Raw genomic sequence first — 20,547 nt, 5'->3', positions numbered from 1 at the left:
AGTAGATCATCTACTTGCAGAACAGCTCCTTTTCATTTGGCTTATTTCAAAGCAAGTTGCGCTAACGGGCAGTATAATGAACAAAAGATAGAATGATGGAAAATGGGAAATATTAGATTTACAGCATGCTTTCAAATTGTTATGATGCATTCAGGATTACAATAGACAAACCAGAGGATCCCCTCTGAGATGGCTATCTATAAGGACCACCAGACCGATCGACGCACAAAGCTGGTTGAACTTACTCCGAAAGGTGCAGAAGTACGGGGCTATCTACGAACAATGTGATGAATGGAGCCGGTATCTAATTACCAAACACGACCCATAAGTGATTATTGATGTTTCTAGATTCTGAAGGAAATCGCATCGGACTACAGCATATGTGAACTTCCGCAAAATGGAGTGTACTAATGAAAAATATATACAATCAATTGCATACAGCAGAAATACTGAACCGCATCGACAATTTAAATCCAAATTCAAAACCACAATGGGGAACAATGAATGTAGCTCAAATGTTGGCTCACTGCTCATTGTTTCAAGACATCGCAAATGGAAATTCCTTTCCCCCTAGATATTGGTTAGGAAGGTTAATAGGCAGGTTTGTGAAATCTATTTTTTATAATGACAAGCCGGTACCACACAATATGTCAACAATTCCGACCATACTTATTTTAGAAGACAAAGATTTTGAAACAGAAAAAGAAAAACTGAAACAAAAGATTATAACATTCCAAAGTAACGGTCCGGAGAAATGTTCATCCCATCCCCATCCTTTTTTCGGCAAATTTACTCCTGAGCAATGGGGTAAAGGGATTTATAAACATCTAGACCATCATTTAAGACAATTTGGTGTTTAGTATTTTGGCCATTTCGAACGGGGGTTTAGCGCAGCAGCACCACTTCGCTTTGCTAACGAAGAACGATGGTTAAAAGTTATAACATCAAATTAAGACTATATTTTCTAGTCTATCGATCGTATTAGGAGGTCGTGAAATGGCGTTTCCGACACATATTGTATCAGCAGGCGGAATTGTAGAAGATGGAAATGGAAATATCCTATTAGTCAAAGCCCATGACGATGGTTGGGTGTATCCTGGTGGGATAACTGAAGTTGGAGAAAATCTGATTGATGGCGTGATTCGTGAAATCAAAGAGGAAAGTGGAATAGACGCCACTGTTAGCCATTTAATTAGTGTTGTTTCGAATACAGCGATCCATAAGTGGTATGACGGTGTGACTGATGTTCCAACGAAGGTCATGTTTGATTTCGTGTGCAAAGCTGTGGGTGGAGAGTTAGCTACTTCTGATGAAACGAGCGAGTGCAGGTGGGTTCCAAAGGAAAATGTTCTGGATTTGATTACTTTACCCGCAATCCGCATGCGTTATGAAGCTTTTTTGAACTTTAACGGCTCTGTGAATTATATAGAGTACGTCACTGCGACAACGTCAGAATGTAATATCAAGCTTCAAAGACATGTTTAGTTGTACGTGGGCTCGTGTTTTAAAAATCTTTGCACTGACGGAGAACTATAGCTATTAATCACTAGGAAGAGGCTGCCCGTATGAAGGGCAGCCTCTTTGAGCAACTGGCAGATTTCTTTAATGTGGTGCGCAGTTTTCCTAGAAGAAGATTGATTACTTTCGCGAGACTTTCAAAATGAGATTTCTCCTGCTTTTGAGTTTGTGAAGAGGGGGAACTATGCGTTTGAGGCGTTAGCCGAGCTGGTTTAAATTATAAAAAAATATTAACCTGTCGTAATGGATGAATATGAGGTTTCCAATACAATATCGAATACAGTTCAGATTAGTTTTTTTGCGCTTCGATATTCAATTTGGAAGCCTAAACGAAGGGAGAATCATTATTAATGACAGAAGGATCTAACCCTATTCCTGGAGTGGCTATCAGAGGAATGGCTTCGGGGGTTATATTCATGGCTTTTTTCGGAACGCTTTGGGCGTTTATGGGAGTTATGGGATTGCAGGGTTGGGGGACTGCATTGTTGTTGATTATAGCTGTGGCGATTGGCGCCTCCTTGTTCATCGGTGCAGGCTCGCTTACACGTGCATCGAGAAAGCTAACGAATCAAGGCTTGAAGTCGGATTCCAGGTTCAGTAAAAAAATCAAGCTGAAGTTTAACCTGATATTCGCAGGGGAGGGCATCGCAACCTTTGTTGTGGTTGCCATATGCAACGCCATTGACCGCAGTGAGCTTATTCCAATACTTATTGCTATTATTGTCGGCGTTCATTTTTTTCCACTAGCCCTTTTATTTCAGGTGAGGCTCTATTACATTACAGGCGCGTTGCTTTGTTTGCATGCGGTTTATACCTGGTTGTTCGTCCCTGTAAATATTTCATTCGGAGATCATCAGATTCTCGCCTATATGTCCATCGTCGGCTTTGGCTCTGCTATCATTCTATGGGGAACAGGCCTTGCTGTATGGTTATTAGGGAAAAATCTTCAATCGACTGCAGTTATCCAGCAATCAAGCCCTGATGCACCCAGAATCCAATAATACTATGCTTGAATGTTTTTTTTTAATTGTTTTAATTCAGTTAATAAATAGTCTAACTGTTTTTGCGATGCTTCTAACTGTTTTAAATGTTTGTTTTGGGTTTGAGAACTCTTATTACTGGTTTTTACTAATGCTTCTAGGGCAAGACCAGCAGCGATTGCTGTTATACCATCCCCTAATGTAGTGATAGATGCTCCAATAAATGCAAGTTTAGCAACCTGAATATCTGCTGTATTAGATGTTCCGTTTTCGCTTTTATTGCTATTCATAGTCATTATCTCCTTTCGTAGATAAAAAGCTTGAATATATTGATCATCATCATTCTTGAGCGGCCAACTATGGCTGCTTTTCTTTTTAGGCCTCCCCTATGTACTTCGATATTCAATATTTATCAGCAAGCATCTTATACGTAGAGGCTATTTTCAAATGATGTATAGGCAATAACAATGTATGCTAACGTCCTAAATGAGGTGACAATTGGAAAGCTCGTTTGTCAGTTGAAAAGCTCACAAATAAAAAAGCATGAACACCGTTTGAATACAGAGGGAGATAATGAATGGATAAAATCGCAGTATTAAACAGTCCGAAAATCGTTGATTGGTCCTGTACGGGTGAGGAATGTGAGTATGTCCTTGCCCAGAAATCTTCTTGTCGCTCAATAACATCGCTTGTGATACGGGATCTTACGTCCCAACCAGCCTCATTCATGGTCATGACAAGTAGGGGTGAACATTATTATAGCGCCCCTACATCAAGTCCCACGGGCAGTTTAACGCAACAAATCCTTCTGAGTATTCGTATAGAAAGGAACCATGCTTTCGCGGAGGTTATAAATGAAAAATCAATTAATAAGTAAAGTTATTGTTATATTAATACTAATTACTTGTTGCATCCCCTTTCTTTTATTTTGGTGGTTATATCATATTCTGAATTCTCCCATGATTCCGTGACCCAAATTGTTTATTAAACTAACTTATTAAGCTAATGGCAGGATCATGTAATGAGTTACTTGTGATCTCTATAGTAAAATAAAGTAATATGGGATTGTAATAATATCAAGGAGGAACCGCATAATGACTAGCAGTTGGACAGAGCAATTGGCAGAGATTCAAATCGAAGGTCGTGATATTTTTTTGAGATTTGCTCAGGAGTCCGATCTGGATGATTACTTTACTTTTTTACAAGATCCTGAGAGTAATCGGCTGACGGGCTCACAAAGAGAATTCACCCGTGATGAAATTGCCGCTTGGATTAGGAAAATCAGCGTCATAAATAGCGATCGTGTTGATTTTGTGATCCTATTGAAAAAAACTAACGAGCTGCTGGGCGAGGTCGTGTTAAATGAAATCGATTCTATCAACCGAAGCGCGAGTATCCGTATTGCAATTCAAGGGAATCAGCATCGAGGTAAAGGTTATGGTACGGAAGCTATGATCCAAATGCTTCGAGTTAGCTTTAACGTGTTAAAGCTGCATCGAGTTTATTTAGAGGTTTATACTTTTAACCCACGAGCGATCCATGTTTACGAGAAAATCGGTTTTAAACGAGAAGGGTTACAGCGGGATGCTCTGTATATGAATGGGGAATTTCATGATATGATCACGATGGCTATTCTCGAAGATGAATTCCGATCATTACATAAGACGCTACGCTAACGGGTAGAGTTGGCACAATAAAACAGCGGCAGTCTAGGACTTAATTTTTTTCGTCCAAGGCTCTCCGCTGTTTTTATTGATTGGGCAGTCTAATACGTATTTCACGAATATTGACGGTATTATAATTTGAAAAGCCTCTTGGATCAGCATATCTCAGCATATCTAGTCTAATGCTATATTTTCTTTCCACACTAACTCCTTTAAGGCCGTGCCATCCGCGGTTAATCGATACATACCGAGCATAACGGGATTCGTTTGTATCAATCCTTCACGCATAAAATCTTTAAGCGACTGATTTACTTGGGGTAAATCTCCCCATTGTTCCGGAAGCCTATCAGCAATTTGTTTTGGTGTGGTACAGTCCTTTACCACGTTCTGTAGACGCCGTTCTTTATGCAGCAACTATTTCCAGTGTCTATACGTCTTAACTTAAAGGCTTAATTAAAGCAACTATAGAGAAATGCTGGGGGGACACTGAAATGAAAAGAATGCAATGGTATTTCGCTTATCTGTCGTTCTTGATAGTGGCAGGGAGCTTTATCATTTTTCCAACTGATGCGCATGCATGCTCGTGTGTGCAATTAGACACCGTTCAAGAGTATAAGGATCGAAGTGACGCTGTGTTTGAAGGAACCGTAACTGCTATCAAATCTTCCTCCATGTCGTTATTGAAATCTACTGCTGACCCAGTCAAAGTGAGCTTTCAAGTTAATGAGGTATGGAAGGGCCATGTAAAGTCTGATATGGAAGTATTGACTGCTGAAGGAGGAGATAGCTGTGCCTTTGGATTTAAGGAAGGCGAGCGCTATTTGGTATATGCGAGAAATACAGGCAAGTCGCTAGAAGTAAACCTCTGCAGCGGAACAATGCTTCACAGCCAATCAGCCGAGCATGTATCTTATCTTGGAAATGGTTCAATGCCGCCGCAGGCTGATGAAGGGATTTATCAGGCAGACGGTAATGTGTTTCAATACATACTTATCTTATCGCTAATTATCGTTATACTAAGTGTGCTATTCTTCTTTTATTCCAGACGTAAAAGGATTAATCCATAATGCTTCTGACGGCGGGCTGTGGTATGATTATACAAGCAGGTCTATCGGTTAATTTATGGAAGAGGAAGGAAGATTACACGTGATTAATATTCAAGTTCTAGATGCTTCAATGACGTATTCGAAAGAGGATGGACATGTAGGCAAGGTGCAATTCGGAGTCGAGGGTCATGCGAATCAATATGAAATTACTCTGCACAGCAAGAAGGGTAATGAATGGGGATACGGCCTATTTTTCTTGCATGAGTCGGGCAAGGAAGAGGAGCTGCTCGCTCTAGAGGATTTACTGGAAGAGGACGATGAGCTGTTTGATTTCCTAGTGGATACCGCTAAGGAAAAGCTTGTAAAATAAATGAATACGAATATGAAGAAAGCTCATCCTGTCCAGCACATAACGTGCAAGGAAGGATGAGCTTTCTTTGTTACTTTCCGCTGGATGAGGTTAGTCCAATATTTTTGATAATACGCTTACTCTCTTCATTGAGTCCAATGAACGTAACCTGCTTGTCCAGCTGCTCGTATTTCGATTTCACCTTAGCGATTGCCGTCACTGCGGATTGATCCCAAACATGCGAGCTGCTGAAATCAATTGTAATATGACGCGGATCGTTTGAATAATCGAACAGGGTTACAAAGCTGCTTGTTGTGCCAAAAAACAATTGTCCTGATATTTGATAAGTTCGTTGAGTAGCATTCGTTTTGGTTGTGAATACACGAATTTTGGTGTTTTTTGCGACGAACACCAGAGCACTGAGAATGACTCCTGCGAGAACGCCTTTGGATAGATCATGAGTAAAGAGCACAATAACGACGGTGACGATCATAATGAAAGCATCCGTGCGGGGCACCTTATGAATTTGAAAAACAGATTTCCAATCAAATGTGCTGATGGCTACCATGATCATGACTCCGACTAAAGCTGCCATAGGAATTTTATTGACCATATCGCTTAAAACAATAATGAGAAAAAGCAGGAAGGCTCCCGAGACAAGCGTTGACAGCCTTGTTCGGCCTCCCGATTTCATATTAATGACCGATTGTCCGATTAAGGCGCAGCCGGCCATGCCGCCGAAGAAGCCAGTTACGATGTTAGCAAGCCCTTGGCCGCGTACCTCTTTGTTCTTGTTGCTAGGCGTATCGGTAATCTCATCAAGAACGGAAGCGGTTAATAAAGACTCCAATATGCCGACAATTGCAAGAGATAAGGAATAAGGGAAAATGATCTTCCATGCATCAAAGGAGAACAACACTTCAGGAATATGAAGCGTAGGAAGGGTGCTTTCGATTGCGCCCCGATAATCAACTGTTTTGAGATCGCCGCCGATCATAACCGCTATAACGGATACGATAATAATAGCCGCTAGCGTAGAAGGGATAACCTTCGTGAATTTCGGGAAAACGTAAATAATTAATAAGGTTAATCCGACTAATGTGTACATAATCCAAGATGCGCCAACGAAGTGTACCAGTTGTGTAGTGAAAATAAGTATGCCTAACGCATTGACGAAACCTAGCATAACGGATTGAGGGATAAATTGCACAAGCTTACCGAGCTTTAATACCCCCATAATAAATTGTAATACTCCTGCCAAAATGGTAGCTGCGAACAAATACTCGATGCCATGATCTTTGACAAGTGAAACCATAATAAGAGCCATGGCCCCAGTTGCGGCTGAAATCATTCCGGGTCTGCCGCCAAAAAAAGCAGTAATGACAGCGATACAGAAGGATGCATATAGTCCAACCATTGGACCAACACCCACCATGAGCGAGAATGAGATGGATTCTGGGATGAGCGCTAATGCAACGGTAATACCAGCTAACAGATCACCGCGGATATTGGAGAACCAATTATGTTTGATCGATTGAAGCAAAAGAAAGAAACCTCCTTGTTCCTATAATTAGGTTGACTTTCCACTCTCAGAAAAGTCGGGTCCGATTCACACTGTGCGTTATTATACAATAAATGAAGTCAAAAATGAATAAACGAAGCTGAATTAATAAAAAAAAAACACCGTATCTAATGAACGGTGTCTTCTAATAAAAGGATTATAGCGGCTTTTCTATTCCATCCTTTTCTTCTTTGCCTTTAATCAGCTTATACATGATAAAACCTAAAATAATAGCTGCTAGTGCATAAATAACCCATACGCCATAACGATAAATATGGTCTGAAAGGTCTTGTACTTTATCGCCGACGAGTGTTCCAATAATGAAATAAATAAGTGTCCATATGAATGCTGATGGATAAGCGAAGAGAGCGAAGCGTTTATAGGGCATCCGATTCATACCCATCACATAGGGCGTTACATGCCGCAAGAAAGGAAGGCATAAGCTTATGCTCAGCGCATATCCGCCATAACGATCACTTAAATCCTCCGATTTGATCATAAATTTGCTTATATTTTTTTTGCTGCTAAACCATTTGGAAAGCTTGCTTCCTGAAAATATACCCACACTGTAGCCAAAGGTCATAGCGGAGCATATGCCTAAAAATGTCATGACATAAGCGGGTACGTAGGATAATACACCGGATTCCGCTAAAGCGCCGCCTGTCATAATGACCGCTTCATTCGGTATAGGAAGCCCGATCAAGCCAAAGCATAGGACAAGAAATAAAGCAAAGTAACCGAATTCTTCTATGATAGACAGCAATAAATCATACACTTAGCAACATCCTTACCTTTCAATAAATAAAAAAATAAAATGGTTTTCTTCAGCTAGATTAACACAAACGAATCATAAAGGATACCGTCATCCATACAAGCATCATACAAGAAAGTTTACATTTTAACCAATTCGTAACTAATTACCGCTATACACCTATTACACTTAAGAATAGATTTTTAAGCGTATGAAGGGGCGGCTGTCGTCATGTTGGATTTTCAGCAAAAGGTTGATACTTTAAGGAGGTATGAATCGCTTTGTTATAATTTATGCGTTACATTGCTTGTCGAAGAACAAACAGCTTGTCAAATGGCCGAACAAGTTTTATGCCGGTTATTTGCGAATAACGAATTTTGGCAGACGGACGATGCTTCACGGCCTGCATTCATTTTACGATTATGTACGAATGAGTTTATCGTTCAAAAACAGGCAAGTGCTGCTAGGACTCATGAATTTGAATTTGTACATTGATATTTAACGCCTCAAGCGTTCATAATAGAAGGATATTATTTCAATCATTCTATTCTTGTTAGATGGCAAGTCGAAAGGATAATCAATGAACGCAAATCAAACTCGCCGTAAAGTAACCATTGCCTTATTTGTCGCTACATTCCTCGCAGCAATCGAAGGCACCATCGTCAGCACCGCAATGCCCAGCATTACTGGAGAGCTCAATGGCGTCCAGCAATACAGCTGGATAATATCTATTTATTTACTGGCTACAGTTATTTCAACCCCTGTGTATGGCAAGCTGTCAGATTTATATGGACGGAAGAGATTGTTTATTATCGGAGCAATCATCTTTCTTGCAGGCTCCATGTTGTCCGGGTTAGCACAATCGATGGATCAGCTTATATGGTTTCGTGCGCTGCAGGGACTGGGCGCAGGCGCTTTGACGACTATTCCGTACACCGTTATCGGAGATTTGTATCCCTTCGAGCAGCGGGCTAAGGTACAGGGCTGGATGTCCAGTATTTGGGGAATTGCAGGCATATCAGGTCCTTTGATGGGCGGCCTGTTGGTTGATTTCATTTCATGGAGAGCGATCTTCTATATGAATCTTCCCTTTGGTATTGCTGCTATTTATTTATTGTCAACATCACTGCGAGAAGCCTTTGAGAAGAAGAAGCGCCATATTGATTATCCAGGAATCGTTACGTTCTCCATCGGAATGTTCTGTTTCCTGTACGCTATGGCATTATTGCGAGATGCTGGGACTGGGGGAAGTCCTAATTGGCTTATTGCGTTGTTATTCGCTTTGGCGATCTTATTTATTGTCCTGTTTGTAGGCATCGAACGTCGCTCTCCGGAACCGATTATTCCATTTGAGCTATTTCGTATTCGGATGATCAGCATGGCGAATCTGGTCAGCTTTCTGCTTTGTGTGATTACTGTTGTCATTATATTTTATTTGCCATTATGGATACAGGGTGTGTACCAAAAGTCGGCTACCTATTCAGGACTTCTCATGATTCCGCTCTCGGTCGCTTGGCCGCTGGGCTCAATTCTTGCGGGTAATTGGATAGCGAAGAAAGGACTACGCTACATAAGTGTAATAGGTTCATGCTTTCTGCTAATAAGCGGCTTCGGATTTTCACTTATGACGTCCTCAACTTCGTTAGTGCTATTTATTATTTATGTATTCATGGCCGGCTTGTCTTTTGGTTTGTCTTTGACTTCACTTACCGTAGCTGTATCATCCTCGGTTGGCTGGGAACTGCGCGGATCAGCGGTGGCCAGCAATAACTTCATACGAACGTTAGGCCAAACCATTGGCATTACCGTGTTCGGCTTGCTGCTTCATACCGGAGAAGCGGACAAAATACTACCAACCGAGCTTGCAGCCAGCTTACATACGATCTTCATATGGATTGCAATGATAGCTATTGTTGTATTACTTCTAGCACTTGGATTGCCGAAGCTGGAACAGGGTGAACAGCAGCAAAGAAACGCTTCTTAGGAAAGGTCGATTAGAGGATGAGTTCTTTGGATTTAGAGGCTTGGAGCAGGCAATTAACAGAATGGAAAATGAAATCGGTCATTGTCCTTCAAGGTCAGCAATTTATTGCTGAATGGCATGACAGAGGAAGCGATAGGGTTGGACCGCTCTATTCCTGTACCAAAAGCATATTATCTGCACTAATCGGTGTCGCACTGGATAAAGGCTTCTTAACGAGCGTAGATCAGCCCATTACGGAATATTTGGAGCATCCCGTTGAAATAAGCGATGCCCTAAGTGAAATAACGATTAAACATTTACTTACGATGACGCCTGGTTTTGATTGGCCCGATTTCGATAAGCCGTATAAGACATTTAAGCAGGCAGCAGATCCCGTTCGTTTTGTTTTCGAGCAGCCGTTAATTTCAGAACCCGGAACAGCCTTTACTTATAATTCAGGAGGCTCTCATTTATTATCTGCCATATTGACCAAGGCGACAGGCAAGACCGCATTACAGTTCGCGAAAGAGCATTTATTTGATTCGCTTCAATTTCGCAGCGCACGCTGGATGGAGCGTGCTGGGGTGAATGAAGGCGGTACGGGACTTTTTCTATATGGAAGAGATTTAGCCAAATTCGGGCTATTATTTGCCATGAACGGCCGCTGGGACGATAAACAGCTTCTCTCATCTGAATGGGTTCAACAATCCACTAAGCTTCATCATCGAGGGCTGCTTCAATATGAGCCGCCGATCTATGGCGGTTATGGTTTCCATTGGTGGCATTCGCCGGAGAGCCATAATGGACATGTCGATTGCTATTTTGCTTTCGGACATGGCGGTCAATATTTATTAATTTCACCGGAGCTTGAGCTCGTTATCGTCATTCGCAAGGAAGTGACGAAACGAAATGATGCGATCCTCTCAAGGAATCTGATATTCGAGCATATCATTCCGGCTTTCAAATAGGCTGTTTTGACAATGGACATGTTATTCGTCCTTGCAGGACGGCCTTTTTTTTGCAACTTAAGAACATACTTTTAAATAGATAAGGCGGAGACCAAATGGAAGACCATAATGAAAGAGCCAAGGAGCTGTTTGCTGCTTATTACGGCAGCTATTTTCAAATGCATCGTGCTGGTTATTATAACGAATACCAAAAGTATGAGATTTCCAAGGATACTGAGGCGATCTGGCTCGAGGAAATGATTGTGCAGCGCACAAGTGAGCTTTCGATTAGAAGCTGGGAGGCTGTACATCAATTGCTTTCAATTGCAAAGAATAATCCGGATAGCCGTATTTTGGATGCTGTCATTAGCTTTACTACTCGTCATTTGATGTCTTCCGATAGTGTGGTGAAACTCATGTACGCTGAAAACATAATAGAAATCATTAAATTAGTGAAGGGCAAATGCACCATTGAACAATTACATGAAGCCTGTAAGGTTACAGCACTGCTGTTGGAAGATATTATCGCAAAGCCGTTAATTATTGATCCCGGACATGAGCTGATCTTATTCCAAATTAAAGATAAGAGAGCTTTAAATCTGAGAGCTAAGAACAATATTGATCTGATCAAAGGACTTCTTTAGCAATAACAAATAAACAAAAACGAAAGGAGCAGCTATGAAATCTATTTATTTGATTAGACATTGTAAAGCGCTCGGGCAAGAGCCTGAAGCCGCTCTAACAAAAGAGGGGCAGCAGCAAGCGGAAGCATTGGCTCTTTATCTGCAGGATAAGGAGATCGAATATATAATATCAAGCCCATTTGAAAGAGCTGTACAAACCATCATTCCGTTAAGTCAATGCTTGGGTCGGAATATTCATATCGATGATCGCTTGGCAGAGAGAGTATTGAGCACAAGTTCTATCGAAAATTGGTTGGAAGTATTAGAGAAGACATATTCAGATTATGAGTTAAAGCTTGAAGGCGGAGAATCTTCACAGGAAGCATCCGAACGAGCATTACATGTCATCGAGGATTTGATGAAGAGACCTGAAAAAACAATTTGTGCAGTAACTCACGGGGCGCTGCTCTCTTTGATCATTAAACATTTCAATGCTGATTTTGGTTTTGAGGATTGGAAACGAATCACAAACCCAGATATTTATCTATTAAGAATAGATAATGACCACACTGCAATAGAGCGGGTTTGGGAATCCAATTAATATTCCGCTATGCCCGACTAATTAGGATGCTGATATGCATAAACGGTTACTCGCTGGCCATGATTGTATTGGGTGAAATAATAAGCGGTCAAACATATATTGATTTTGTTATGTGATGGAGAACCTTTTGAACCTCTTGGGATGGATAAATCCTTCTATAAGGTACCGCTGGAGGCTCGTGAACATGTCGTATGTCGTGTGATGGATGCGTCTTGCGCGGAATGGACAGAAGTTTTTGAACGGCGGTAGTTACATGGGAGCTCGAAATGTTAGTCCAGTACCAGTCAAGGAAATGACGCGCATTCAGATACCTATTCAGATTGGGGTGCGGCAGGCTCGTTTATTTTGTGTAGATCCCATTTTTTAAGACGGTTAACGTTCATTTGTGTGTTGAGCCCAATCATGAGATGCCATTTAAAAATATGTTTGTTGATTATTTCAATAATACTGTTTTGGCAGCAATTGTACGATGTAAGTATTAGGTTTTTGCTAAATGGCTAAATTCAGGAAAAAGAACATTAAGGTAATAAAAACTTAAAAACCAGAGAGTCACAATGTCTTCTTTAAGAATAGTGCTCTCTTTTTTTTGTGCGTAAATGAGAGGATTTTGAGAGAAAAGAGGCTTGAGTACAATCAAATGAAGCGGGAATTTCATTTACTAGTGATAGAGATGATATGGAGTGACACAAAAATATACACATCGAAATTCGGTGAAGCGGACGTTGGTTCCGCTATTTTAACTAAACCTTTGTTTTCGTCTATCTGTGGACATCCGATTCGTTAACCGGTTGTGAATTCATCATAAATTCACAAATTCAAATTAAGAAGCGAATAAAGGAACCTTGTCCGCAAAGACGTCTAAATAACGCTTTTGAAAGATTGTAATGGGTATAAGATCCTAGTCAACATCCAACTTCTTCATCCGGATTGTTTTGAGTTAAATCTTATTACTTTCTTTTTTTGATCGGCACAAAGTTGCTGATGTTGGACTGAAGGGATGATTGAAATGTATATCAATGCTAGTGACTATAATGACTTTGAATGCTCCTGTTCATCCAAAGATGATTGTTCTTGCTCCGGTGGTTTATATTGTTGTGGGTTATCTTCCAAGAAAGGAATTACTGGTGCGACGGGAGCGACTGGAGCAACTGGATCTGGAGGAGCAGGAGCAACAGGCGTCACGGGAGCAACGGGTGTGACGGGAGTGACTGGAGCAGCCGGAGCAACGGGAGCGACGGGCGTGACGGGAGCGATGGGCGTGACGGGAGCGATGGGCGTTGCCGGAGCAACAGGTGCGACAGGTGTAACGGGGGCGACGGGTGCGACAGGTATCGCGGGAGTGACTGGCGTCGCGGGAGCAACGGGTATCGCAGGCGTGACTGGAGTTGCAGGAGTAACGGGAGCAACGGGAACGACTGGAGTCACGGGAGTAACGGGTGCGACAGGTGTCACGGGAGCAACGGGCGTGACGGGAGCGACAGGTGTCGCGGGAGCAACGGGAGCGACAGGTGTCGCGGGAGCAACGGGAGCGACTGGCGTCACCGGAGCAACGGGAGCGACAGGTGTCGCGGGAGTCACGGGAGCAACCGGAACGACTGGCGTCGCGGGAGTAACGGGTGCGACAGGTGTTACGGGAGCAACAGGCGTGACGGGAGTGACAGGTGTCGCGGGAGCAACGGGAACGACAGGTGTAACGGGGGCGACAGGTATCGCAGGAGCGACTGGAGTTGCAGGAGTAACGGGAGCGACGGGGGCGACAGGTATCGCGGGAGCGACTGGAGTTGCAGGAGTAACGGGAGCGACAGGGCCGAATATTGCAGCAGAAGGATTTTCAGCATATTTAGCTAATTTAGCTTTATCGACTACTGGACAATTAACGAACTGGTCTGTAGCGAGCCCTTATTACGGAAATGCGAATTTCAATCCGGTTACTGGAAACTACACGATTTCAGTAACTGGAAGGTATTCAATTTTGGCAACTATTAACTATTCCACCACGGCAGCTATTACCGCTGCCCTTGGTCCCGGAGTTAATCCTTATTTTCTTGTACAAAGAACATCACCTACAACGACTACTTTGGTTAGTGGGCTCTTACCTGTTTTAAATGTTAATATTGCATTGCTTTTAACGTTAAGAGCTATACTCGGAAACGGAACAGTGACTTTGGCAGGCGAAGTTACACTAAATGCAGGTGATATTATTGGGCTTTTCTATAATGCGAACGGATTGACAATCACGCTTAACGTAGGTAGCGGCGTAGCGAATGGAGTTGTTTGGTCCATGCATGAATTAACTTGATTTTTGTACTACTAGATTCAGTAGCAAAATGATATGAAAAATATGCGAATTATCATAGTACTATTGCCTGTCCCCGAACATCTTTATCTGAATACGATAACCATATATAAGCAAGGACTAATGATTATATGAATTTTTTGAATTTAAAAAACCAAAGAGAATTTAGTGTCTTAAGCTTAAACTGAATTCTCTTAATCTATTCAACAGGCATCTTATAAAAATATATAAAGGTTGTGGTTATGGTGTCTCAGAGAATTTATGTAAATAACTCCCGTTTTTCCTGCTGCCAAGGAAGCACAACTCCTATAGTAAAAACGTTTGGTTTTGCGGATTTTTATGCCTTGATGCCTTCTGATAATGCAGCAACAGTTGCTCCTGGTACAGACGTAAGTTTCCCGCAAAATGGGCCTACTAGTGGGACTGTTATTACCCGTATTGGAACTAGTACGTTTAACTTGTCCGCAATTGGCACTTATCAGGTCTTGTTTCAGGTTAGTGTGACCGAAGCTGGCCAACTGATTTTAACTCTCAATGGCACTGATCTAGTCTATACGGTCGTCGGGCGAGCAACAGGTACGACTCAGATTGTAGGAATGGCTCTTGTCCAAACAACAGTCCTCAATTCTATACTCACTGTACGTAATCCTGCTGGCAATTCCACGGCACTTACAATCACTCCTCTCGCTGGAGGAACAAGGCCGGTATCAGCACACCTTGTTATTACGCAACTTGCATAGAGGGGAAATAGAACAACATAAATGAGACCCGTTTCCCATTAGCCCTCCATATCCCCGACTCTACTTCGCATTTGATGTATGGACTAGCTACATTTATTATGAACTTCTCGAGCGAATCATTAATTCGAACTTGCCTTTGCAGAATTTATCCTCATCGTTGTTTTTGGTACACATTATTTTAAAGTCTTTAATAGAGCCTATAACAAAAGTGGATTCCTGATATTCATCTATTGTCTGCTCAATTATTTTCCTTTTAGAGCCCAATTGAATGATAGCTTTCATTTGGCAATCCGAGTCGTTTTCGATTTTTAAGACACTTGTGGATGGTCGGTGAATACCTACAGTACGAAAGTAAACACGGACATTTCCATCACATTTTTGAAAAATTCGTCCGCATATTTTTTCGCATACAACAAATCTTCTTTTTTTTCTGCATTTCCTCTTTTTCCTCTTTGATGAGCGGCAGCAGCCTGTTGTAACATTAACAACTGTCTTTTGTCGTGTTGTTTGAGTAATTGCTTTCATATATCCCTGCCTCCTAATAAACCAACCTTTGGAATTTAGTTTATTGATGCTATGGGTAAACCGTACTAAGACAGATAACCATTTATTGAATACGGGTTGCAAAGGGGCGTATCATCACGGATACAAGCGGATACAGGCTATACAGTAGCTACGTACTTATATATCCAATACTGATTTATTTGAGGAGGAAATTTAATTAATGTGTGGATGTAGCAGTAATAATCAAATCTTAGTGGCAGGAAATCATGAGTGTTGTAGTCAAACCTCATTCGTACAGGATAAATTATGTGCTCCCTATACCATAACAACCGCTGCAGCTCAAGTCATCTATGCTCTTAATACAAATCCATCTAAAACGTTTGTATCCGGAACAATATCATTAGACAGCGGACCGACCGGTGGTGATGTAACCGTAACTTTTCTGCTTGGTGCTACTATTGTGGAAACTGATACCCTACCTGTAGGTGCTAGTCTTGCATTTACCAAAAGCGGCTTTACTTCAATAACATTAACAGGAACCGGAGCTGCGCCATTTACACCTCCATACCAAGGAGAGTTTTGTTTAACCCCACGTTATCCATTAGGCTAATTATCGGATAGACAAGGCAATTAGGCGCGTTATCACGTATACGAGTGGATTGAGGCTGTACTATGGTAAATATTGATAACTTAAAAACGGATTTATTAGAGGAGGAAACCTAATCCATGAGTGGATGCAGCAGTAATAATCAAACCTTAGTGGTAGGCAATCATGAGTGTTGTAGTCAGACCCCATATGTGCAGGATAAATTATGTGCTCCCTATACTTTAACAACCGCAACGCCTCAGGTCATTTATGCACTAAATACAAATCCAACTAAAACGTTTGTATCCGGAACCATATCATTAGACAGTGGACCGACTGGTGGAGAAGTAACCGTAACTTTTCTGCTCGGAGCAACAGTCGTGGAAACGGATACTCTACCTGTAGGTGCTAGTCTTGCATTTACCAAAAACGGGTTTACTTCTATAACATTAACAGGAGTTGCTCCATTTGCACCTCCATACCAAGGCGAGTTCTGTATAACTCCACGGTATCCTTTAGGCTAATTATCGGTTAGGCATTGAAATTGGGCATGTTATTACGATATCAAGTGGTTACAGGCTGTACCGTAGTTGTGTTTTCTATAATCATTACTGATTTATTAGAGGAGGAAATTTAATCCATGAGTGGATGCAGCAGTAATAATCAAACCTTAGTGGTAGGCAATCATGAGTGTTGTAGCCAAAGATCATTTGTGCAGGATAAATTGTGTGCTCCTTATACTATAACAGCCGCCACACCTGACATCACCATCTATGCACTAAATACAAATCCAACTAAAACGTTTGTATCCGGAACAATATCATTAGATAGTGGACCGACTGGTGGTACAGTAAACGTTACATTTCTTCTCGGTGCTACTACAGTTGAAACTGAAACACTAACTGTAGGAGCTAGTCTTGCATTTACCAAAAATGGCTTTACTTCAATAACATTAACAGGAACAGGGGCTGCTCCATTTACACCTGCATACCAAGGAGAGTTTTGTTTAACCCCACGATATCCTTTAAGCTAACGGCATGGAGTTGTAAATGGAAAAGACGATTCGGTATTTGTGACATATCTACTCCTGTATGGATAAACTAGAGGAGAATTACTAAATGATTCGATGTTAATCAAAGAACGGCTCTATCGCAGAAGCTGCGAAAAGAGCCGTTCTTTTGTCACTTTTTTCGTGAAAGTAAAATGGGGTTGTCTTGACGATGTAAAAAATGGTTGAGATTGGTTCCGTAAAAATATAAGCTGGAGTTAGCAGATGAAGTTAAAATATTTGGAGGCGAAACCAATGAAAGATATAGATAATAAGCTTACCTTAGATGTTCGTCTTGCATCTATTGATGATGGAGAAACGATAGTCAAGCTTTGGCAGGATTCGGCCAGATGGCTGCTTTCAAAGGGTATCAATCAGTGGCGTCCTGAATATTTCAATGTATCGCAGGTTAAGGATTGGATTGATCATAACGCGGAAATTTATTTGGCGAGTCTAAATAATGAGATTGTTGGAACTTTGTTAATCTGTTGGTCTGACCCATCGGTATGGGGAGAGCTGGATGATGATGATTCGGGTTATATTCATCGGTTTGCAATAAGCAGAAATCATGTTGGTTCAGGAATCGGAGAATCCTTCTTAAAATGGGCAGAGAACTATATCCGTTTAAGTGGGAAGTCGAAAGTAAGGCTGGATTGCATGGCCGCAAATGATAAACTTAATCAATATTACCAAAGAAATGGTTATCAATATGTAAAAACGACAGCTGATGAAACTTGGCGTGCGAATCTATATGAAAAATGATAAAGGAGGAATAGATTTGGAGGGAAGAATCGCTAAAATAAGAGAAGAAGAAAGAAAATATCATGAATCCTGTTATGAAAATTATAAGCTGTTTGAAGCAGGGACATGGCTGCACAAGCCAGTGAAAACAGTAATGGATCATCTTATGCAATTTCAAGATAATGAAAATATTTCAATACTAGATTTAGGCAGCGGAGTTGGAAGAAATAGTATTCCAATGGCGGAAACGCTTAAGCACCGGTCAGGCAGAGTCGTGTGCGTAGATATTTTAGAATCTGCATTAAATAAATTAATGAATTATAGCGATCATTATGATGTAAAGCCATACATAGAACCTGTTTTATGCGAGATAGAAGATTACAATATTACTGAAAATCATTTCCACTATATAGTAGCGGTATCCACGCTAGAGCATGTGAAATCAGAGGCATTATTCGTTGAGGTACTAATGAATATGGCGGCAGGCACACTGCCAAATGGTATAAATTGCATCATTTTTAATACGAACTGTAGAGAAACGGATATACGAACAGGACAAGATCTACAGGTATTCATGGAAGTGAATCTGTCTACAGAAAAAGCAATTCATCTATTTAATGACGCGTATAAGGGATGGCAGGTCATCGACATGATCATTAAAAAATTAGAATTCACAATTGAACGTAATGGCGTGCCAATACGGTTAACTAGTGATTGTTTAACCTATGTTGCGAAAAAAAGATGCCAAGCCTAATGGGGCAGACGGGAACGAGGAGAAGGTTCAACAGTTGATTCCATCCTTAGAGCTAAACGGATCCTCAAGAAAAAGGAGTGATCATATATTAATTTAAAGCCATCAAGAATTTATACCATCCTCATTATGTCATTTTCATTGGGAGTTATGAACGCAGTTCTCCAATTTATAAACATTTATATTTATGACGGTCCTGAAATTTGGGGATTTATCGTCTTCCTGGCCGGAATAGGATCTCTTACTATACTTATCATCATAATCGTAGAGCTTATAACGAACAAACCGGATAAAATTAAAGTTAAAATTGTAAGCAAATATAATAAATCGATTTATGTTCTTCGAGAGGATGGAAAAATTAAACGGTATGCCATCGTATCACATGACATTTTCGAGAACATCCAAACGGATCAGCTCGTGGAGCTTACCCTTTCTCAAATGACTAGAATCCCGCTTCACCTGAATCAATTGAATCGTGATGCTGGGCTTTATGAAGATCGAGATCTTCAATTAATGGTGGCGACGGAGCAGCATCTTGAACAATTAGCGTTGATGAATAAACAATTAATTGAAGATGAGGGCAGTTTAAATGAAATGACTCACTCGGAGCTCTTGCTTAGGATGCAGGAATGGCTGAAGGGGGATTGGCAGATTGACCTTTTACTCAAGGATGAAGCAGTTGTAGGCTATGCGCTGTATCGGTTTAATGAGCACGCCATCAAGGCATCGAATACTGAAATTTATCTACGTCAATTTTTCATAAAAAGAGAATGTAGAAATCAGGGCCTTGGAATTGCTGGAGTCCAATTATTGTTGAAAAATAGATTCTCAAGCGCAAACGCAATCGTTATTGATGTACTAGAATCCAATCCTAAAGGCATGAATTTTTGGAAAAAAGCCAGTTTCCATTCGTATTATACGAATATGAGATTAGAGAAGAAGCAATAATTTCGTAATACCTATGGTTGAATCCATCTAAGGTTATCGTTTAGTATAGGATAGTGCCATTATAGAGTATGATAAGATGTGATGAACAACTAGGAGGAACAGCATGTCAAACTTAATGCAAAATAAAGTAATCGTAATTATGGGTGTAGCAAATGATCGAAGCATTGCCTGGGGAGTAGCGAAGTCACTTCATAATCAAGGCGCCAAGCTTATATTCACATACCGTAAAGATAGATCTTTAGAAAAACTTAAGAAGCTTCTTGATCAGCATGGCATCGATGCGTTGCAAACCGTATCTTGTGATGTGCTCGATGACAACAGCGTAGTAGCAGCTTTCGCTGAAATCGAAAAAACGACAGGAATTATTCATGGTGTCGTGCATTCGGTAGCTTTCGCCGAAAAGGACGAGCTTCAAGGTGAATATTTGAATACGACGAGGGAGGGCTATTTGCTTGCACAAAACTCAAGCTCGTATTCCTTAGTAGCCGTTGCCCGTGAAGCGAAAAAATTGATGGCGGAAGGCGGCGGTATCGTTACTCAAACGTATATTGGTGCTGAGCGTGTCGTGAAAAACTACAATGTTATGGGCGTAGCGAAAGCTGCGCTGGAAGCAAGCGTCATGTATTTGGCAGAGGATTTAGGGAAGTACGGCATTCGTGTAAATGCAGTATCTGCGGGTCCGATCCGTACTCTTGCAGCTAAGGGTGTATCAGGCTTTAATGACATCTTGTCTACAATTGAAGAGAAAGCTCCGCTTCGCCGCCAGATTGACCAAGATGAAGTAGGCGATGCCACAATGTTCTTGCTCAGTCATTTATCCAGAGGGGTAACCGGTGAGGTGCTTCATGTGGATGCTGGTTATCATATTATGGGCTTGTAAGCCTTTATAGGGCACGTTGTTGCAATCTCAAAATAATCCAATAGAGCTCT

At 41.2% G+C, this 20,547-nt stretch carries 24 protein-coding genes; 20 read left to right on the top strand and 4 right to left on the bottom strand.

Annotated elements, in window-relative coordinates; translation table 11 throughout:
* Positions 1-410: 410 nt before the first annotated feature.
* The 3 genes from CEF13_RS15755 (at position 411) to CEF13_RS15745 (ending at position 2,519) form a co-directional block, all read left to right on the top strand.
* Positions 411-860, top strand: a complete 450-nt coding sequence (locus CEF13_RS15755) for a DUF1569 domain-containing protein (RefSeq protein WP_102711838.1) — start codon at positions 411-413, stop codon at positions 858-860.
* Between the two features lie 136 nt (positions 861-996).
* Positions 997-1,485 (top strand): NUDIX hydrolase, encoded by a 489-nt coding sequence (locus CEF13_RS15750; protein WP_102711836.1) that lies wholly within the window; start codon positions 997-999, stop codon positions 1,483-1,485.
* Between the two features lie 383 nt (positions 1,486-1,868).
* Entirely contained in the window at positions 1,869-2,519 is a 651-nt protein-coding gene (locus tag CEF13_RS15745; RefSeq protein ID WP_102711834.1) for a hypothetical protein, read from the top strand.
* Between the two features lie 2 nt (positions 2,520-2,521).
* On the opposite strand, the gene CEF13_RS15740 is transcribed toward CEF13_RS15745, so the two are convergent.
* Positions 2,522-2,788 carry a translation initiation factor 2 gene (locus CEF13_RS15740; protein WP_102711832.1) on the bottom strand — a complete coding sequence of 89 codons (267 nt, stop codon included), beginning with the start codon at positions 2,786-2,788 and terminating at the stop codon, positions 2,522-2,524.
* 804 nt (positions 2,789-3,592) lie between these two features.
* On the opposite strand from CEF13_RS15740, the gene CEF13_RS15730 reads away from it, so the two are divergent.
* From CEF13_RS15730 to CEF13_RS15715, 3 genes are all read left to right on the top strand, one after another.
* Positions 3,593-4,174 (top strand): GNAT family N-acetyltransferase, encoded by a 582-nt coding sequence (locus tag CEF13_RS15730; protein WP_102711821.1) that lies wholly within the window; start codon positions 3,593-3,595, stop codon positions 4,172-4,174.
* A gap of 479 nt (positions 4,175-4,653) precedes the next feature.
* Positions 4,654-5,229 carry a hypothetical protein gene (locus CEF13_RS15720; RefSeq protein ID WP_102711817.1) on the top strand — a complete coding sequence of 192 codons (576 nt, stop codon included), beginning with the start codon at positions 4,654-4,656 and terminating at the stop codon, positions 5,227-5,229.
* 79 nt (positions 5,230-5,308) lie between these two features.
* Positions 5,309-5,578 carry a hypothetical protein gene (locus CEF13_RS15715; RefSeq protein WP_341806433.1) on the top strand — a complete coding sequence of 90 codons (270 nt, stop codon included), beginning with the start codon at positions 5,309-5,311 and terminating at the stop codon, positions 5,576-5,578.
* A gap of 70 nt (positions 5,579-5,648) precedes the next feature.
* Here CEF13_RS15715 and CEF13_RS15710 read toward each other — a convergent pair whose 3' ends face one another.
* Positions 5,649-7,100, bottom strand: a complete 1,452-nt coding sequence (locus CEF13_RS15710; RefSeq protein WP_102711813.1) for a SulP family inorganic anion transporter — start codon at positions 7,098-7,100, stop codon at positions 5,649-5,651.
* 175 nt (positions 7,101-7,275) lie between these two features.
* A complete protein-coding gene (locus tag CEF13_RS15705) occupies positions 7,276-7,893 on the bottom strand; it encodes a DedA family protein (RefSeq protein WP_102711811.1) in 618 nt (205 codons plus the stop codon).
* Positions 7,894-8,140: 247 nt separating this feature from the next.
* Between CEF13_RS15705 and CEF13_RS15700 the strand changes: the two genes are divergently transcribed.
* From CEF13_RS15700 to CEF13_RS15670, 7 genes are all read left to right on the top strand, one after another.
* The gene (locus tag CEF13_RS15700; protein WP_102711809.1) at positions 8,141-8,371 is read left to right on the top strand and encodes a hypothetical protein; all 231 of its coding nucleotides are present in this window, start codon (positions 8,141-8,143) and stop codon (positions 8,369-8,371) included.
* A 78-nt stretch (positions 8,372-8,449) separates the two neighbouring features.
* A complete protein-coding gene (locus CEF13_RS15695; RefSeq protein ID WP_102711807.1) occupies positions 8,450-9,853 on the top strand; it encodes an MDR family MFS transporter in 1,404 nt (467 codons plus the stop codon).
* A gap of 17 nt (positions 9,854-9,870) precedes the next feature.
* Positions 9,871-10,800 carry a serine hydrolase domain-containing protein gene (locus CEF13_RS15690; RefSeq protein WP_102711805.1) on the top strand — a complete coding sequence of 310 codons (930 nt, stop codon included), beginning with the start codon at positions 9,871-9,873 and terminating at the stop codon, positions 10,798-10,800.
* Between the two features lie 95 nt (positions 10,801-10,895).
* Positions 10,896-11,423, top strand: a complete 528-nt coding sequence (locus CEF13_RS15685) for a hypothetical protein (RefSeq protein WP_102711803.1) — start codon at positions 10,896-10,898, stop codon at positions 11,421-11,423.
* Positions 11,424-11,457: 34 nt separating this feature from the next.
* Positions 11,458-12,003, top strand: a complete 546-nt coding sequence (locus CEF13_RS15680) for a histidine phosphatase family protein (protein WP_102711801.1) — start codon at positions 11,458-11,460, stop codon at positions 12,001-12,003.
* 1,006 nt (positions 12,004-13,009) lie between these two features.
* Positions 13,010-14,302: a hypothetical protein gene (locus CEF13_RS29285; protein WP_102711799.1), complete on the top strand. Its 1,293-nt coding sequence runs from the start codon at positions 13,010-13,012 to the stop codon at positions 14,300-14,302.
* A gap of 242 nt (positions 14,303-14,544) precedes the next feature.
* Positions 14,545-15,039, top strand: coding sequence for a hypothetical protein (locus CEF13_RS15670; protein WP_243864909.1), 495 nt, complete (start codon positions 14,545-14,547; stop codon positions 15,037-15,039).
* 96 nt (positions 15,040-15,135) lie between these two features.
* On the opposite strand, the gene CEF13_RS15665 is transcribed toward CEF13_RS15670, so the two are convergent.
* Positions 15,136-15,564: an S-Ena type endospore appendage gene (locus tag CEF13_RS15665; protein ID WP_102711797.1), complete on the bottom strand. Its 429-nt coding sequence runs from the start codon at positions 15,562-15,564 to the stop codon at positions 15,136-15,138.
* 199 nt (positions 15,565-15,763) lie between these two features.
* Here CEF13_RS15665 and CEF13_RS15660 point away from each other — a divergent pair, with 199 nt between their 5' ends.
* The 7 genes from CEF13_RS15660 to fabI all read left to right on the top strand — a co-directional run bounded on the left by CEF13_RS15660 (position 15,764) and on the right by fabI (position 20,497).
* The gene (locus CEF13_RS15660; RefSeq protein WP_102711795.1) at positions 15,764-16,153 is read left to right on the top strand and encodes a DUF3992 domain-containing protein; all 390 of its coding nucleotides are present in this window, start codon (positions 15,764-15,766) and stop codon (positions 16,151-16,153) included.
* Between the two features lie 116 nt (positions 16,154-16,269).
* Positions 16,270-16,653 (top strand): DUF3992 domain-containing protein, encoded by a 384-nt coding sequence (locus CEF13_RS15655; protein ID WP_102711793.1) that lies wholly within the window; start codon positions 16,270-16,272, stop codon positions 16,651-16,653.
* A gap of 116 nt (positions 16,654-16,769) precedes the next feature.
* Complete coding sequence (locus tag CEF13_RS15650) at positions 16,770-17,162, top strand: DUF3992 domain-containing protein (protein WP_102711791.1); 393 nt, start codon at positions 16,770-16,772, stop codon at positions 17,160-17,162.
* A gap of 270 nt (positions 17,163-17,432) precedes the next feature.
* Positions 17,433-17,939, top strand: coding sequence for a GNAT family N-acetyltransferase (locus CEF13_RS15645; RefSeq protein ID WP_102711789.1), 507 nt, complete (start codon positions 17,433-17,435; stop codon positions 17,937-17,939).
* A complete protein-coding gene (locus CEF13_RS15640) occupies positions 17,929-18,672 on the top strand; it encodes a class I SAM-dependent methyltransferase (protein WP_102711787.1) in 744 nt (247 codons plus the stop codon). The genes CEF13_RS15645 and CEF13_RS15640 overlap by 11 nt, the downstream gene beginning before the upstream one ends.
* A gap of 147 nt (positions 18,673-18,819) precedes the next feature.
* Positions 18,820-19,617 (top strand): GNAT family N-acetyltransferase, encoded by a 798-nt coding sequence (locus tag CEF13_RS15635; RefSeq protein ID WP_166742971.1) that lies wholly within the window; start codon positions 18,820-18,822, stop codon positions 19,615-19,617.
* A 103-nt stretch (positions 19,618-19,720) separates the two neighbouring features.
* On the top strand, positions 19,721-20,497 hold the full coding sequence (gene fabI, locus CEF13_RS15630) for an enoyl-ACP reductase FabI (protein ID WP_102711783.1): 777 nt from the start codon (positions 19,721-19,723) through the stop codon (positions 20,495-20,497).
* Positions 20,498-20,547: the final 50 nt, after the last annotated feature.

Source organism: Paenibacillus castaneae (assembly GCF_002884445.1).
GTDB classification, from domain to species: Bacteria; Bacillota; Bacilli; order Paenibacillales; family Paenibacillaceae; genus Pristimantibacillus; species Pristimantibacillus castaneae.
The sequence above is the reverse complement of the archived record's forward strand: the minus strand, read 5'-3'. Positions and strand labels throughout refer to the sequence as shown.

Bases quoted from the DNA above. Each gene is read 5' to 3' on its own strand.
- CEF13_RS15755 (WP_102711838.1), top strand. From the start codon at position 411: ATGAAAAATATATACAATCAATTGCATACAGCAGAAATACTGAACCGC.
- CEF13_RS15750 (WP_102711836.1), top strand. From the start codon at position 997: ATGGCGTTTCCGACACATATTGTATCAGCAGGCGGAATTGTAGAAGAT.
- CEF13_RS15745 (WP_102711834.1), top strand. From the start codon at position 1,869: ATGACAGAAGGATCTAACCCTATTCCTGGAGTGGCTATCAGAGGAATG.
- CEF13_RS15740 (WP_102711832.1), bottom strand. From the start codon at position 2,788: ATGAATAGCAATAAAAGCGAAAACGGAACATCTAATACAGCAGATATT.
- CEF13_RS15730 (WP_102711821.1), top strand. From the start codon at position 3,593: ATGACTAGCAGTTGGACAGAGCAATTGGCAGAGATTCAAATCGAAGGT.
- CEF13_RS15720 (WP_102711817.1), top strand. From the start codon at position 4,654: ATGAAAAGAATGCAATGGTATTTCGCTTATCTGTCGTTCTTGATAGTG.
- CEF13_RS15700 (WP_102711809.1), top strand. From the start codon at position 8,141: ATGAATCGCTTTGTTATAATTTATGCGTTACATTGCTTGTCGAAGAAC.
- CEF13_RS15695 (WP_102711807.1), top strand. From the start codon at position 8,450: ATGAACGCAAATCAAACTCGCCGTAAAGTAACCATTGCCTTATTTGTC.
- CEF13_RS15690 (WP_102711805.1), top strand. From the start codon at position 9,871: ATGAGTTCTTTGGATTTAGAGGCTTGGAGCAGGCAATTAACAGAATGG.
- CEF13_RS15685 (WP_102711803.1), top strand. From the start codon at position 10,896: ATGGAAGACCATAATGAAAGAGCCAAGGAGCTGTTTGCTGCTTATTAC.
- CEF13_RS15680 (WP_102711801.1), top strand. From the start codon at position 11,458: ATGAAATCTATTTATTTGATTAGACATTGTAAAGCGCTCGGGCAAGAG.
- CEF13_RS29285 (WP_102711799.1), top strand. From the start codon at position 13,010: ATGTATATCAATGCTAGTGACTATAATGACTTTGAATGCTCCTGTTCA.
- CEF13_RS15665 (WP_102711797.1), bottom strand. From the start codon at position 15,564: ATGAAAGCAATTACTCAAACAACACGACAAAAGACAGTTGTTAATGTT.
- CEF13_RS15660 (WP_102711795.1), top strand. From the start codon at position 15,764: ATGTGTGGATGTAGCAGTAATAATCAAATCTTAGTGGCAGGAAATCAT.
- CEF13_RS15655 (WP_102711793.1), top strand. From the start codon at position 16,270: ATGAGTGGATGCAGCAGTAATAATCAAACCTTAGTGGTAGGCAATCAT.
- CEF13_RS15650 (WP_102711791.1), top strand. From the start codon at position 16,770: ATGAGTGGATGCAGCAGTAATAATCAAACCTTAGTGGTAGGCAATCAT.
- CEF13_RS15645 (WP_102711789.1), top strand. From the start codon at position 17,433: ATGAAAGATATAGATAATAAGCTTACCTTAGATGTTCGTCTTGCATCT.
- CEF13_RS15640 (WP_102711787.1), top strand. From the start codon at position 17,929: ATGAAAAATGATAAAGGAGGAATAGATTTGGAGGGAAGAATCGCTAAA.
- CEF13_RS15635 (WP_166742971.1), top strand. From the start codon at position 18,820: ATGAACGCAGTTCTCCAATTTATAAACATTTATATTTATGACGGTCCT.
- fabI (WP_102711783.1), top strand. From the start codon at position 19,721: ATGTCAAACTTAATGCAAAATAAAGTAATCGTAATTATGGGTGTAGCA.